We start from the raw sequence: 15,169 nt of genomic DNA on the forward strand, positions 1-15,169 counted from the left end.
AGAACACCATGCAACATGACCATTTTGTAGTCCAAAGCCCTGCCACTCCGGCTAAGCAACTGATGTTGTTATTTCATGGTGTTGGCGATAATCCTGTTGCCATGGGTGAAATTGGCGGCTGGTTTGCACCACATTTTCCTGATGCGTTGGTGGTCAGCATTGGCGGCCCGGCACCCAGTGGCCCGTATCAAGGTCGGGAATGGTTTTCCGTTGCCGGAGTGACGGAAGAAAACCGCCAGGCAAGGGTTGATGCCATCATGCCAACGTTTATCGAAGTGGTGCGTGACTGGCAGAGACACAGCGGTGTCGCGGCAAATGCCACTGCGCTGATTGGTTTCTCGCAAGGGGCTATCATGGCGCTTGAAGGCGTGAAAGCCGAGCCGTACCTCGCTTCTCGCGTAGTTGCTTTTAATGGTCGCTATGCAACGCTTCCTGAAAGCGCATCAACCTCAACCACCATCCATTTGATTCATGGCGATGTTGATAAAGTGATTGATGTGAAACATGCCTTTGACGCCTCGGAAAAGTTAACGGAACTTGGAGGCGATGTGACGCTGGATGTGATTGACGATCTAGGTCACGCCATTGATGACCGCAGCATTCAGATTGCGCTGGACCATCTGCGTTATACCGTACCGAAGCATTATTTCGATGAAGCGCTGAGCGGCGGTAAACCGAACGACGACGATATTGTTGAGTTTATGTGAGATGGGACTCCCTCACCCCGGGAGTGGTTCTTCTCCCTCTCCTGGGGGAGAGGGCTGGGGTGAGGGCAAAAACTAAGGTTTTTTCTTCGGGAAGTCGTCTTCGTCATCCCACTTGTCGTTGAAGTCACGATGCGGGGGAAGCTCGGGTTTATTCTCCATATATTTTTTCGGATCGATACGCTTCAGATCCTTAATAACATTCAGGAAAATACCGAGTAGAAATACCAGTACGATAATCCACCAGTAGTGTGATAGCCATTCCATGCCAATACCTCACTTAAGTTGCGCAGCCTGTCAGGCGACAAGCTGCTCCATAATACGTTGATACATACGGGCAAGCAGTTGCAGGTCTGCGGCGTTCACACACTCATTAATTTTATGAATGGTCGCGTTGACTGGCCCAAGCTCCACCACCTGCGCACCCATACGCGCGATAAAGCGTCCATCTGACGTGCCGCCCGTGGTCAACAGTTGCGGTCTAATTTCATTATAGTGCTCAACTGCATTCACTACCGCATCGACCAACTTGCCGCGTGAGGTCAGGAACGGCTGGCCGGAAAGCCACCAGTCGAGGGTATAGCGCAGTTGATATTTATCCAGCAGGGCAATCACGCGCTGTTTGATATCTTCGTCAGTCAGTTCGGTGCTGAAACGGAAGTTGAATTGCACATACAAATCGCCAGGAATGACATTGTTGCTGCCGGTTCCGGCCTGAACGTTGGCAATCTGCATACTGGTGGCCGGGAAAAACTCGTTTCCTTTGTCCCACTCAATAGTGACTAATTCGTTCAGCATCGGTGCTGCGCGGTGCACCGGGTTATCGGCCAGATGCGGATAAGCAACATGCCCCTGCACACCATGTACGGTGAGATTGCAGGTCAATGAGCCGCGACGACCATTTTTCACCACATCGCCGACCACTTCAGTGCTGGACGGTTCTCCGACCAGGCAGTAATCGAGGCGCTCATTACGCGCCATCAAGGTTTCAACCACTTTCACCGTGCCATTTTTGGCGCTGGCTTCTTCATCTGAAGTAATCAGAAACGCGAGGCGGCCTTTGTGGCGCGGGTTCTGTGCAACAAAACGCTCTGCCGCAACCACCATGGCTGCCAGCGAGCCTTTCATATCAGCTGCACCACGGCCAAACAGCAGGCCATCGCGGATAGTCGGTTCAAACGGCGGGTTAATCCAGCGATCGGCGTCACCTGAAGGTACCACGTCGGTATGGCCAGCAAACGCGAGCGTTTCGCCTTTTCCTCGCCATGCCCAGAAATTTTGTGTATCGCCAAAATCCATGTGCTCGATAGTAAAACCGATAGCACGCAGTCGCTCAATCATCAGCGCCTGGCAGCCAGCGTCGTCTGGGCTCAGGGAAGGACGGCGGATAAGCTGTTGCGTCAGCTCAATAACTGGGCAAGACATAGGACTACACCTCGTTGATAAACTGCTGATAGTTCGATTCATTGAAACCCAGCAGCATAGGCTGACCGGGCGCGTAGAGCAATGGGCGTTTGATGATTGCAGGCATTGAAATCATCAGATCCGCTGCGCTCTGCGCGTCAGTTATGCTCGCCCGATGGGCTTCATCGAGTTTCCGCCATGTTGTTCCTCGGGTATTTAACAGCGCTTCCCAGCCTAACTGCGCGATGAAACTATTCAATAAATCCGCATCCAGCCCGTCGACGCGATAATCATGAAATTGATAATCCACACCTTGAGTCTCCAGCCAGCGGCGTGCTTTCTGGATGGTGTCGCAGTTTTTAATACCGTAGAGAATTATCACGGAGTCAATCCTTATCTTTAGAGGTGATTATTTATGCAGGTAATTAGAATAATTAAAATGATAAAAAAGTCGCAAGGCAAAATATAGCCTAATAGCTAATCTAAAAGTTAGGTAATAGCGTTTCTTTTTACCGGGGTGGTTAATTTATAGCCATTAGATGTTACATAAACTCGGAGCCTTTGAACGCTGCGATAAGTCAGATTTTTCGTGGCCTACAGGGTAAAAATCCGAAAGTTGGTGAATCATTTTGTTTCAAGTTCGTCGTCACATTTTAAATTACCTGCTGAGCTGATAATTAACGCAATACGCAGTCGACTCTCAATATTTGATGATAGCCAGTGAAGCCACTAAGTATCGTCGCTTCACTCCATGGAAGGGATTACGTATAATTAGAGCAGTTATAAGAGAGGCGGTTATGATCGAACACGAACTAGGGAACTGGAAAGATTTCATCGAAGATATGCTTCGTAAATGAAACTAACAGCAAGAGCATGATGCTCTTATTCTCAATACACTTTGAGCCATACAAAAAGCGACCTGTTCAGGTCGCTTTTTTGTGGACTACTTTTCAGCATGCTCTTTAAGCGGGAAGCGCCGCCGCACCAGCACAAAGAACAGGGGAACGAAGAATATCGCCAGTATCGTGGCAGAAATCATCCCGCCCATCACGCCTGTCCCCACCGCATGCTGGCTACCGGAGCCTGCGCCACTGCTGGTGGCCATCGGCAACACGCCAAAGATAAATGCCAGAGAAGTCATTAATATTGGGCGTAAACGTTGGCGGCAGGCATACAGCGTAGCCGACAGCAAATCCTGACCCTTCTGATTCATTTCATTGGCAAATTCGACGATTAATATGGCGTTCTTCGCTGATAGCCCAATGACTGTCAGCAGGCCGACCTGGAAGTAGACGTCATTTTCCAGCCCACGCATCCAGGTGGCAAGTAACGCACCGATTACCCCTAATGGCACAACCAGCATCACCGAGAACGGCACAGACCAGCTTTCATAAAGTGCAGCCAGACACAGGAAAACCACTAACAGGGAAATGGCGTATAACGCTGGCGCTTGCGCACCGGAGAGGCGTTCCTGATAGGACATCGCTGTCCACTCAAGACCCAACCCGCCAGGTAACTGGTGCACCAGGTTTTCCATAATATCCATTGCTGTACCGGTGCTGACGCCTGGTGCTGCTTCGCCGACAATTTCTAATGCTGAATAGCCGTTGTAGCGCTCAAGACGTGGCGAACCGGTTTCCCAATGTGAACTGGCAAACGCCGAGAAAGGCACCATTCCGCCGTCTTTGTTGCGCACATACCACTGGTTAATGTCTTCCGGCAGCATGCGGTATTTCGCCTCCGCCTGCACATACACCTTCTTCACGCGACCCCTGTCCATAAAGTCATTCACATAACTTGAACCCCATGCTGTTTGCAGGGTGTCGTTGATATCGTCGATGGAGACACCCAATGCCTGAGCTTTGCGCTGGTCAATATCGACTTGCAACTGTGGGCTGTCATCAAGGCCATTGTGGCGCACTCGAGTGAGGCGATCGTCTTTCCCCGCCAGGTCCAAAAGCTGATCCCTGGCGGCCATTAGCACGTCGTGACCGACGCCACCGTGATCTTGCAATTCCATATCAAAACCTGCCGAACTGCCTAAACCGTTGATAGCAGGCGGGCTGCTGGCGAAGACTCGTGCTTCTTTAATGCGGTTAAATGCTTTGGTGGCTCGCTCGATAATGGCAAATGAAGTGCCGGTTTTAGCATCGCGATCGTCCCAGTTTTTCAGACGAATAAACATACGTGCGACGTTCTGACCATTCCCCCCTGGACCGGAGCCTACGGTGGCGAAGATGGAGAGAATATTTTCCTGCTCATGGCTGAAAAAGTAATCTTCCACTTGCTCTACAACCTGTAGCGTTTGTTGCTGGGTCGCACCGCTTGGAAGCTGAACCGAGGTGGTAAACATTCCGCGGTCTTCCTGCGGTAAAAATGAAGTGGGCAGATGTAAAAACAGCACTACCATGCCCCCCAGCAGCAGAACATAAACCAGGATCCAGCGCAGACTGCGGTGCAAAATCCGGCCAACGGCATTTTCGTATCTCAAGGCATTGCGGTTAAACATACGGTTAAACCAGCCGAAAAAGCCCTTTTGTCCGTGCTGTTCACCTTTGTGCAGCGGTTTTAATAATGTTGCACACAGCGCTGGGGTGAGGATCAGCGCCACCAGCACTGACAGCACCATGGAGGCAACAATCGTGATGGAAAACTGGCGGTAAATAGCTCCGGTAGTGCCACCGAAAAAGGCCATGGGCACAAATACGGCTGAAAGCACCATCGCGATGCCTACCAATGCGCCCTGAATCTGGCCCATTGATTTTCGGGTCGCTTCTTTGGGCGATAACCCTTCCTCGGTCATGATGCGCTCGACGTTTTCCACCACCACGATAGCGTCATCCACCAGCAAACCTATCGCCAGCACCATAGCAAACATGGTCAACGTATTAATGCTGTAGCCAAAGGCATAGAGAATCGCGAACGTTCCCATCAGGACCACTGGAACGGCAATAGTGGGAATGAGTGTTGCGCGGAAGTTTTGTAAAAACAAATACATGACAAGGAAAACCAACGCGATGGCTTCCAGCAATGTTTTGACTACATCGGTAATGGAGGCCTTAACAAAAGAGGTGGTTTCATTGGCAATTTTATATTCCAGCCCGTGGGGGAAATAGGGGGCCAGTTCGTCGAGGCGAGAGAGAACTCTTTCCGCCGTCGCCATTTCATTCGCGCCGGAAGCCAGCTTGATGCCAAGGCCGGATGCCGGGTCGCGATTGTAGCGGTTGATGTAGTTGTAGTTCTCTCCCCCCAATTCCACCGTGGCCACCTGACCGAGGGTGACAACGGAGCCGTCCTGGTTCACCCGTAGCGTAATATCGCGAAACTGCTCTGGCGTTTGTAACAGGGATTGCGAATTAATGGTGGCGTTTAATGCCTGTTTATCGACCGATGGCGTGCCGCCCAATTGCCCAACGGCGATCTGCGCATTTTGGGAGGAAATGGCGTCCGTCACGTCTTTGGCGGTCATTTGGTAACTAGTGAGTTTGTTCGGATCGAGCCAGATGCGCATTGAGAACTGCGAACCAAAGGCGTCGATATCGCCGACACCGTTCACACGGCTCAGCGGTTCCTGAATATTACTGGCGACGTAATCGGCAATGTCCTGCTTATCCATACTGTGGTCAGTAGAAACGAAAGCGAGCGTCAAAATATTGGTATCGCCGGTTTTCCTGACGGTTACGCCCTGGGTTTGCACCGCTTGCGGAAGCTTACGCAAGGCGGATTGCAGCTGGTTTTGCACCTGTTGCACGGCTTCGTCAGGATCGGTTCCTGCAATAAATGTCAGTGTCACACTAGCCTGGCCGGTGGCGCTGCTTTGTGACGACATATACATCAGGTTATCCAGCCCGGTCATATTCTGCTCAATCACCTGCGTAACCGTGTTTTCCAGCGTTTGTGCCGATGCACCTGGATAGTTTGCGGTGATACGCACGTTTGGCGGTGCGAGGTCTGGATACTGTTCGACAGGAAGAGAGAAAATCGCGAGCAAACCAGTGAGGCACAAAATAATGGCTAATACCCACGCAAAAATGGGGCGATTGATAAAGAAATTCGCCATTCAGTCAGGACCTCGTTAGTACTTCAGATTGTGATTATGAGTCTCAGTCGTCACTGTAGCCTTTACCGCAGGTCCAAACGTGGAGAAATTGAGGAGATATTGTAAAAAATCTTCGCGCTCTGTAGTGGAATCGGTTTGCTGTTGGCGATGTTAAAAGCCACGACGTTCAAGATATAAGACGGTTGCTGCGACTCGGGAACGAACCTGAAGTTTACGCAGCAAATTGCGAATATGCACTTTCACGGTTTCTTCAGAAATATGCAGGCCTGAAGCAATTTGTTTATTTGATAACCCTCTGGCGACTTCTTGTAACACGTCTAATTCACGTTCGGTCAACACGGCAAACGGATCTTCACTGTATTTTTCGAAACTGCGGGTACGTAAATATTCCGCGACTTGTTTGCTATAGGCTTCGCCCTCAGTGGCTCCACGACGAATATCTTCGAGCAGCACGTCGGGATCGCTATCTTTCAGCAAATATCCATCGGCACCGGCATCAATCAGCGTGAAAATATCGCTACGTGAATCAGATACCGTCAGCACCACGATACGCCCACTGACACCATCACGACGCATCGCATTGAGCGTGTCCAACCCACTCAAACCTTTCATATTGAGGTCGAGCAAAATCAGATCGGGAGCCAGGCGATTCGCCAGACTAATAGCCTCAGCACCGCTGCTGGCTTCACCCACCACGCGAAAGCTGTCATCCATTTCCAGCAACTGGCGGATGCCACGACGCATTAACGGATGATCATCAACGATCAACACCTGACAGACAGTTTTCTCACTCATCATATACCCCAATATGTTTCACATTTTTATCATTATAAATTTATGGATGTTTCGTGCGTCGCTTGTTCTGCCGGTGGCGATCTAAAACTCAACGCAATCAAAGTCCCACCCTGAGGAGGGCGGGAAATAGCCAGCTCACCACCTAAACGGGTGGCACGTTCCTGCATGATGTTAAGTCCGTAATGTCCCTCGGGTTCGGTCAGGCTGGCAATCCCAGTGCCGTCATCGAGTATATTCACAGTATGAATTCCTGAGCGTGAAGTGCTACAGCTTACGGATATTTTAGTGGCATGCGCATGTTTAATCGCATTTAACACAGCTTCGCGAATAATTTGCAGTAAATGCACCTGCTGCGAGGCATCTAACGCCTGAGTCGGAATATTACAATCCAGAGTGAGAGTTGCGTCGGTCTGCTTGCGCAGCGGAGCGATCATTTCCTGCAATGCCGAAGGTAAGTCTGCTTGCTGGAGCGTCAGGCGGAAGGTGGCTAACAACTCGCGTAACTGGCGATAGGCATCATTCAATGCCTGGGAAAAATCATTAATAATGTGCTGTGCAGGCTGGTTCTGGGCCGGAACTGCACGTTTTAGCAAGGTGAGTTGAATGCGTAAATAGGAGAGCACTTGCGCCAGCGAATCATGCAGTTCGCGGGCAATGGTCGCGCGCTCTTCCATCAACAATAGCTGCTGATAGTGCTTTTGCGCCTGATTGAAATAGAGCCCGCGCCCCAGCATATTGGCCAGGCTTTGCATCAGCGGCAGCGGTGGAACACCTTGTGGGGCTTGCCAACGGAGCAGACCCAGTTCTTTATCCTCAAGCACAATCGGCAAGGTTTGCCATGCCTGATCATTATGTTGAACGCCGTTTTGTATCTTCCAGTTTTCACCGGTTTTCATCTCAAGATAATTGACCTGCGTTTTCTGTCTTACTTGCTGCAACACGCGCTCGAAACAGTGTTGATCGATGGTACTGACCGTCAGTGCTTGCGAGCAGGCGTACAAGACTTCCAGTGTGCGGTTGGCCTCTTGTAAATCCAGCGTTTTTTCCTGCACGCTCTCTTCAAGTGAGCGATAAAGTTTCTTCAACTCACCGGACATGCGAGTGAAGGTCTGTGACAGCAAACCCAGTTCGTTCGGCAACTGCATACTCAATAGCGGGTAATCGAATTCACCGCGCTCTATAGCGCGGCTGGCTTCCATCAGTTTATTGAGTGGAGCCACCACCTGCTGGCGGAAGCGGCGTAACGTGAAAAACACCAGCGTGAAAATGGCAATAAAACCCACCACCGAGGCGATAACAACCTGCATCATTTTGCGTTCAGCATAATGCTGAAGCGCCAGCACAAAGAGATCGATTTGCTCGACGTAGCCTGCGATGTTTGCCCGATACCATTGCAAATCGCCCTGGCGGATGTGTTGTTCCATCTCCGCCCAGGCGTAATTAATTGTGGCAAAGCGAGTTCGGACTTCCGCTGGCACCCAGAATTTCTCGATTTTAAGCAGGGCAGGTGAGAGTAATGATTGGCTGTATTGCTCAAGGTGCTTATCGATATGGGCACGGTCGCCCTGCAAATCATAACCCAGGCGATAGCTTTGCATACGCAATGACCCTGCGACATTCACCGCTTCGGCATCACGTAAACTGCTCGCAAGGGTAAGCATCGCAATGCCTGTAGAAAGCAGCGATAGCAAAATAATATAAAAAAAGGCGCGGGCCAGGCTCGTGGAAACCGAGCGTTTTACTATCACTAAATATTTACCCGTCGAAATAATAGAGAGCGAAACGTACCAGAAACTGGCTTCGTCACAAATCCTGGTTGTTTATATTTCGGCATATCTTCCAAAATAGGGCTTAGGAATTAACTCTGTGACATCACAAGCATAACTGCTGCATAACAAAACGCAGAAAAACGAGGTTTCATCAAACACGAAAAGAAATTGATCCGTACCAGGTTATTAGCAGATTTCAGAGCAAACTGGGCAAATGACCATTGCCAGTGATTGGTTACCCAGGTGATAACATCACCCCATAAAAAATTTACCCGTCATCCTTCAAGCCGCAGGGGTGTTGGCTGCACTCACTTACCCGAATCACTTACTTAAGTAAGCTCATCGGGATAAGCTCCCTGGCCGCCTACCTGCAACTTGAATGCTAACGAGTAATCGCCTTCTGTTCTTGATAACAGGCAAGGGGTAAAGATGAATCGTTTTGTTCTCGCTAATGCTCAACAATGTATTGGCTGCCATGCCTGCGAAGTGGCATGTGTGATGTCCCACAATGATGAAAAGCATGTTCTGACCAGCCAACAATTCCAGCCACGGATTGCGGTGATTAAACATGAGGGACGACGCAATGCCGTGACTTGCCGCCATTGTGAAGATGCCCCATGTGCCAGCAGTTGCCCAAATGAAGCGATATCCCGCGTCAGAGAGAGTGTGCAGGTTAACCAGCGCAAGTGCATCGGCTGCAAATCCTGCGTGGTAGCCTGCCCGTTTGGTGCCATGCAAATCATCACCGTTCCGCTTAATGATGGCCGGTCGGTAAAAGCCAGCGCCCATAAATGCGATTTATGCCAGCACCGTGAAAATGGCCCGGCTTGTGTAGAAAACTGCCCCAGCAAAGCACTGAAACTCATCAGCAGTGAAACACTTGCTGGGCTGGCAAAAGCCCGACGTTTACGCTCAGCGGCTCAGGAATCTCAGCCGTGGCACAGTAGCGCGCAGCAACACATGGCGCAACAGCCGTTACTGGCTGCTGACTTAACCAAAGTGAACAAAATGCGCGCCACACCAGCGCGACAAGACCCCGACAAAATTGACCTGGTACCACGCAAAACCGGCTTTGGTGAAATCTATCGTACCTTCGATAAAATCCAGGCGGAAAGCCAGGCCGACCGCTGTCTGAAATGCGGTGAACACAGTATTTGTGAATGGACTTGCCCGCTGCACAACCATATTCCACAGTGGATTGAACTGGTCAAAGAAGGGCGCATTCTGGAAGCGGTCGAGCTATCGCATCAGACAAACTGCCTGCCGGAGGTGACCGGACGCGTCTGCCCGCAAGACCGCTTATGTGAAAGTGCCTGTACCCTCAAAGATGAATACGGTGCTGTCACCATCGGCAATATTGAACGTTATATTTCCGATAATGCGTTTGCGAGCGGCTGGACGCCGGACCTCTCTTATGTCACACCGACAAACCGCCGTGTCGCGGTGATTGGCGCAGGCCCGGCTGGGCTTGCCTGTGCAGATATTCTGGCGCGAAACGGCGTTCAGGCCACGGTGTTTGACCGCCATCCAGAAATCGGCGGGCTGCTGACGTTTGGCATTCCTGCGTTCAAGCTGGATAAATCGTTATTAAGCCGTCGTCGTGAGATTTTCAGTGCGATGGGTATCGAATTTAAACTCAACACTGAAGTGGGTCGTGACATTCCGCTGCAACAGGTTCTGGCTGAGTTTGATGCGGTATTTGTTGGTGTTGGCACGTACCGCTCAATGAAAGCCGGGCTGCCAAACGAAGACGCGCCAGGGGTTTACGACGCGCTACCGTTCCTGATTGCTAACACCAAACAGGTGATGGGGCTGCCTGAATTACCTGATGAACCGTACATCAATATGGCGGGTCAGCAGGTGGTAGTTTTGGGCGGCGGTGACACGGCAATGGACTGTGTGCGCACTTCTTTACGCCATGGGGCGGAGCGGGTGACATGTGCTTATCGTCGCGACGAAGCCAACATGCCGGGCTCCAAAAAAGAGGTCAAAAATGCCCGCGAAGAAGGGGCATTGTTTGAGTTCAACGTGCAGCCGCTGAACATTGAGCTTGATGAAAGTGGCCAGGTGATTGGAATTCGCATGCTGCGCACGCGCATGGGTGAGCCGGATGAACAAGGTCGCCGTCGTCCGGAACCGATTGAAGGTTCCGAATTTGTGATGCCAGCAGATGCGGTGATTATGGCATTTGGCTTCCACCCGCACGGTATGCCGTGGCTGGAAGAGCACAGCGTGAAACTCGACAGCTGGGGGCGAATCATCGCCAGCGTTGAGGATAAATTGCGATACCAAACCAGCAACCCAAAAATTTTTGCCGGGGGCGATGCGGTACGTGGAGCCGACCTGGTGGTGACCGCGATGGCGGAAGGCCGCCATGCCGCTGCGGGAATAATGGAATATCTGGCGGTTCCCCCTCAGCGCCTGAATTAACGGCAAATCTCACCCCGGCTTTGTGTCGGGGTGAGTGTTTGTTTTACAAAACGAATTCCTTTTTGATCCCACCCCTGTATTTACCCCTAAAGGGTGATGCCTCTACCACCCCTTCGTCACATATGGTAACGCTCATAAAAACCAGGGTTGATGACTAAGCTCTTCGTAGGTCGGATAAGCGCAGCGTCATCCGACAAAACGAGTGCAAATGGTGGATGACGCTTTCGCTTATCCACCCTACAAAACCTCATAAAAATTACGGAAATAGCATAATTATTTTTGCTGGTTTCGCCGTCGCGACCTCGGCACTTGTGATGCAAGGATGTGCTTTATGGCTAATTTTTCCCGACGTGGATTACTCACCGGGAGCTTTCAACGCTCCTCGACTGCCTTCCGCCCACCCTGGAGCGGAGATGAAAACCATTTTCTGGTGGATTGCACGCGCTGCGATGCCTGCCTGTCGGCCTGTGAAACACGTGTTTTAAAACGCGGTCAGGGTGGCTATCCCGAAGTTAACTTTGCCCACGGTGAATGCACCTTCTGCTACGCCTGCGCGCAAGCTTGCCCTGAAAAAATCTTTCTTAAACGCGAGGTTTCCCCCTGGGAACATACCTTGTCGATTGGCGATAACTGCCTTGCCAGAAACAGCATCGAGTGCCGCAGTTGCCAGGACAGTTGCGAAACTCAGGCGATTGCCTTTCGCCCCTCGCTACAAGGCATCGCACAACCTCTACTTAACCACGCTGATTGCACCGCTTGCGGCGCATGTATTGCCGGTTGTCCGGTTTCAGCCATCACTATGAGACACGCAAATGCAGGCTAACTGGCACGTCGCAGGCCTGGTGGTTCAGGCCCAACCCCACAATATTCTCGCGGTTGGCGCCGCAATAAACGAACTACCGGGCAGCGAAGTTGCAGCAAGTGATGCTGAACACGGCAAATTAGTCGTGGTTATGGAGGCAGCGCGCAGTGATGTGCTGCTGAATCAAATTGAGTCGGCACGCAATATTGCGGGTGTGCTGGCGGTGTCGCTGGTTTATCACCAGCAGGATGAGCAAGGTGAGGAAACACCATGAAACTCAGTCGTCGTAGCTTTATGAAAGCGAACGCTATTGCAGCCGCGGCGGCTGCCGCAGGTCTTAGCGTACCGAGCGTTGCCCGAGCCGTTGTCGGGAAACAAGACGCCATCAAATGGGATAAAGCCCCGTGCCGTTTTTGTGGCACCGGTTGTGGCGTATTAGTCGGCACACAAGATGGACGCGTAGTGGCAAGCCAGGGCGACCCTGATGCGCCGGTAAACCGTGGCCTGAACTGCATCAAAGGCTACTTCCTGCCAAAAATCATGTACGGAAAAGACCGTCTTACCCAGCCGCTGTTGCGCATGAAAGACGGCCAGTTCGATAAAGAAGGCGAATTCGCTCCCATCAGCTGGGAGCAGGCCTTTGACATCATGGAACAAAAATTTAAAGCCAGCCTGAAGGAAAAAGGGCCGGAAGCGGTCGGGATGTTTGGCTCCGGTCAGTGGACGGTTTGGGAAGGTTACGCTGCCTCTAAATTATTCAAAGCCGGTTTTCGTTCTAACAACCTCGACCCGAACGCGCGCCACTGCATGGCTTCGGCGGTGGTGGGCTTTATGCGCACTTTCGGCATGGACGAACCGATGGGTTGCTACGACGACATCGAGCAGGCCGACGTCTTCGTGCTGTGGGGCTCGAACATGGCCGAGATGCATCCGGTTTTATGGTCGCGCATCACCAGCCGTCGTCTGTCGAATGAAAATGTTAACGTCGCGGTTCTTTCGACTTTCGAGCATCGAAGCTTTGAGCTGGCCGACAACGGCATGGTGTTTACGCCGCAAAGCGACCTGGCGATTCTTAACTACATCGCGAACTACATCATTCAGAACAACGCCATCAACGAATCGTTCTTTAAGCAGCATGTGAATCTGCGCAAAGGCGTGACGGATATTGGTTACGGTTTGCGCCCAACCCATCCGCTGGAAAAAGCCGCCAAAAACCCAGGGTCTGATGCCTCCGAGCCGATGAGCTTTGAGGATTACAAAGCGTTCGTTGCCGAGTACACGCTGGAAAAAACCGCTGAGATGAGCGGTGTACCGACAGACCAACTCGAAGCGCTGGCGAAGTTGTACGCCGACCCGAACAAGAAAGTCATTTCTTACTGGACGATGGGCTTCAACCAGCACTCACGCGGTGTCTGGGCTAACAATCTGGTTTACAACATCCACTTATTGACCGGCAAAATTTCCCAGCCTGGCTGTGGGCCGTTCTCGTTAACCGGCCAGCCTTCGGCTTGTGGCACGGCGCGTGAAGTCGGGACTTTCTCTCACCGCCTGCCAGCCGACATGGTGGTCACCAACGAGAAACACCGCCAAATCGTCGAAAACACCTGGCAACTTCCTGCTGGCACCATCCCGGCGAAAGTCGGTTTACATGCCGTGGCACAAGACCGTGCGCTGAAAGATGGCAAGCTCAACGTTTACTGGGTGATGTGTAACAACAACATGCAGGCCGGGCCGAACATTACCGAAGAACGAATGCCGGGCTGGCGCGATCCGCGCAACTTCGTGATTGTCTCCGATCCTTACCCGACGATCAGCGCATTAAGCGCGGATCTGATCCTGCCAACCGCAATGTGGGTGGAAAAAGAAGGCGCTTACGGCAATGCCGAACGCCGCACCCAGTTCTGGCGTCAGCAGGTTAAAGCGCCGGGCGAGGCTAAATCCGATCTCTGGCAGCTCGTTCAGTTTGCGAAGCGCTTCAAAGTTGAAGAAGTGTGGCCAGCTGAATTGCTCGACCAGAAACCGGAGTATCGTGGCAAAACGCTGTTTGACGTGCTGTTTGCCAACTCCAGTGTCAGCAAATTCCCGGTCACGGAACTGGCTGAAGGGCAGTTGAATGACGAATCCCACGAGTTAGGTTTCTACCTGCAAAAAGGGCTGTTTGAGGAGTACGCCAGTTTTGGGCGTGGCCACGGGCATGACCTGGCACCGTTTGATGATTACCACAAAGCGCGCGGTTTACGCTGGCCGGTGGTTGATGGCAAAGAAACGCTGTGGCGCTACAGCGAAGGCCACGACCCGTATGTGAAAGCGGGCGAAGGCTTCAAATTCTATGGCAAACCCGACGGCAAAGCGGTGATCTTCGCACTGCCATTTGAGCCTGCGGCAGAATCCCCGGACCAGGAATACGACCTGTGGTTATCCACCGGGCGCGTGCTGGAACACTGGCATACCGGCAGCATGACACGCCGTGTACCGGAACTGCATCGTGCCTTCCCGGAAGCGGTGTTGTTTATTCATCCGCTTGATGCCAAAGCGCGTGATTTGCGTCGTGGCGACAAAGTGAAAGTGATTTCACGCCGTGGCGAAGTGATTTCGATTGTCGAAACCCGTGGTCGTAACAAGCCGCCGCAGGGGCTGGTGTACATGCCGTTCTTCGACGCCGCGCAACTGGTCAATAACCTGACGCTCGACGCGACCGATCCGCTTTCAAAAGAGACGGATTATAAGAAATGCGCTGTCAAACTGGCGAAGGTGTAAGGGGGATATCATGAAAAACAGAATGTTATTCAAATGGATGGCGGCATTGACGCTGCTGGTGAGTGGCGCATTGTGGGCGGCGAACAGCGTCGATCTCACACCATCTCCTGAAGTTTCAGGCACGCCGGAAGGTTCGGTAAAAATGCCTAAACAGCAGGGGCGCATGGCGCTCAACTACGTGAACCAGCCGCCAATGATCCCGCATAGCGTTGACGGTTATCAGGTGAGCAAAAACACTAACCGTTGCCTGCAATGCCATGGCGTTGAACATTACCGCACCACAGGAGCGCCGCGTGTCAGCCCGACGCACTTCATGGATAGCGATGGCAAAGTGCTTTCGAACGTCGCACCGCGCCGCTATTTCTGCCTGCAATGTCATGTTCCTCAAACCGATGCGACACCGATTGTGGAAAATACCTTCACGCCGTCTAAAGGCTTTGGAAACTAG

13 protein-coding genes are annotated in these 15,169 nt (G+C 51.9%); 7 read left to right on the plus strand and 6 right to left on the minus strand.

From position 1 onward, the window contains the following. The first annotated feature begins 8 nt into the window (after positions 1-8). The gene (gene ypfH / locus D8682_RS21755; protein WP_121815119.1) at positions 9-707 is read left to right on the plus strand and encodes an esterase; all 699 of its coding nucleotides are present in this window, start codon (positions 9-11) and stop codon (positions 705-707) included. Between the two features lie 72 nt (positions 708-779). Here the strand turns inward: ypfH and D8682_RS21760 are convergent, their stop codons facing one another. Genes D8682_RS21760 through D8682_RS21770 form a run of 3 tightly spaced genes read right to left on the minus strand, consistent with a single transcriptional unit; the run spans position 780 to position 2,490 of the window. Further along, complete coding sequence (locus tag D8682_RS21760; RefSeq protein WP_064544527.1) at positions 780-971, minus strand: YpfN family protein; 192 nt, start codon at positions 969-971, stop codon at positions 780-782. Positions 972-1,001: 30 nt separating this feature from the next. Further along, complete coding sequence (gene dapE, locus D8682_RS21765) at positions 1,002-2,129, minus strand: succinyl-diaminopimelate desuccinylase (RefSeq protein ID WP_064544529.1); 1,128 nt, start codon at positions 2,127-2,129, stop codon at positions 1,002-1,004. Between the two features lie 4 nt (positions 2,130-2,133). After that, the gene (locus tag D8682_RS21770; RefSeq protein WP_121815120.1) at positions 2,134-2,490 is read right to left on the minus strand and encodes an ArsC family reductase; all 357 of its coding nucleotides are present in this window, start codon (positions 2,488-2,490) and stop codon (positions 2,134-2,136) included. Positions 2,491-2,905: 415 nt separating this feature from the next. Between D8682_RS21770 and ypfM the strand changes: the two genes are divergently transcribed. Beyond that, complete coding sequence (gene ypfM / locus D8682_RS21775) at positions 2,906-2,965, plus strand: protein YpfM (RefSeq protein ID WP_087867655.1); 60 nt, start codon at positions 2,906-2,908, stop codon at positions 2,963-2,965. 86 nt (positions 2,966-3,051) lie between these two features. Here ypfM and acrD read toward each other — a convergent pair whose 3' ends face one another. From acrD to narQ, 3 genes are all read right to left on the minus strand, one after another. Continuing rightward, positions 3,052-6,168, minus strand: a complete 3,117-nt coding sequence (acrD, locus tag D8682_RS21780; protein WP_064544534.1) for a multidrug efflux RND transporter permease AcrD — start codon at positions 6,166-6,168, stop codon at positions 3,052-3,054. A 150-nt stretch (positions 6,169-6,318) separates the two neighbouring features. Continuing rightward, on the minus strand, positions 6,319-6,963 hold the full coding sequence (gene narP / locus D8682_RS21785; RefSeq protein WP_064544536.1) for a nitrate/nitrite response regulator protein NarP: 645 nt from the start codon (positions 6,961-6,963) through the stop codon (positions 6,319-6,321). 32 nt (positions 6,964-6,995) lie between these two features. Further along, positions 6,996-8,711: a nitrate/nitrite two-component system sensor histidine kinase NarQ gene (gene narQ / locus D8682_RS21790; RefSeq protein ID WP_121815121.1), complete on the minus strand. Its 1,716-nt coding sequence runs from the start codon at positions 8,709-8,711 to the stop codon at positions 6,996-6,998. A 450-nt stretch (positions 8,712-9,161) separates the two neighbouring features. Here narQ and aegA point away from each other — a divergent pair, with 450 nt between their 5' ends. From aegA to napB, 5 genes are all read left to right on the plus strand, one after another. Beyond that, positions 9,162-11,162 (plus strand): formate-dependent uric acid utilization protein AegA, encoded by a 2,001-nt coding sequence (gene aegA / locus D8682_RS21795; RefSeq protein ID WP_121815122.1) that lies wholly within the window; start codon positions 9,162-9,164, stop codon positions 11,160-11,162. 331 nt (positions 11,163-11,493) lie between these two features. After that, the gene (gene napF, locus D8682_RS21800) at positions 11,494-11,985 is read left to right on the plus strand and encodes a ferredoxin-type protein NapF (RefSeq protein ID WP_121815123.1); all 492 of its coding nucleotides are present in this window, start codon (positions 11,494-11,496) and stop codon (positions 11,983-11,985) included. Then, on the plus strand, positions 11,975-12,238 hold the full coding sequence (gene napD / locus D8682_RS21805) for a chaperone NapD (RefSeq protein WP_064544547.1): 264 nt from the start codon (positions 11,975-11,977) through the stop codon (positions 12,236-12,238). Before napF ends, napD begins: the two co-directional genes overlap by 11 nt. Then, complete coding sequence (gene napA, locus D8682_RS21810; protein ID WP_121815124.1) at positions 12,235-14,721, plus strand: nitrate reductase catalytic subunit NapA; 2,487 nt, start codon at positions 12,235-12,237, stop codon at positions 14,719-14,721. Before napD ends, napA begins: the two co-directional genes overlap by 4 nt. Before the next feature lie 10 nt (positions 14,722-14,731). Further along, complete coding sequence (napB, locus tag D8682_RS21815) at positions 14,732-15,169, plus strand: nitrate reductase cytochrome c-type subunit (protein ID WP_064544552.1); 438 nt, start codon at positions 14,732-14,734, stop codon at positions 15,167-15,169.

It is taken from the genome of Buttiauxella sp. 3AFRM03, assembly GCF_003675305.1.
In the GTDB taxonomy this organism is placed as follows: domain Bacteria; phylum Pseudomonadota; class Gammaproteobacteria; order Enterobacterales; family Enterobacteriaceae; genus Buttiauxella; species Buttiauxella ferragutiae.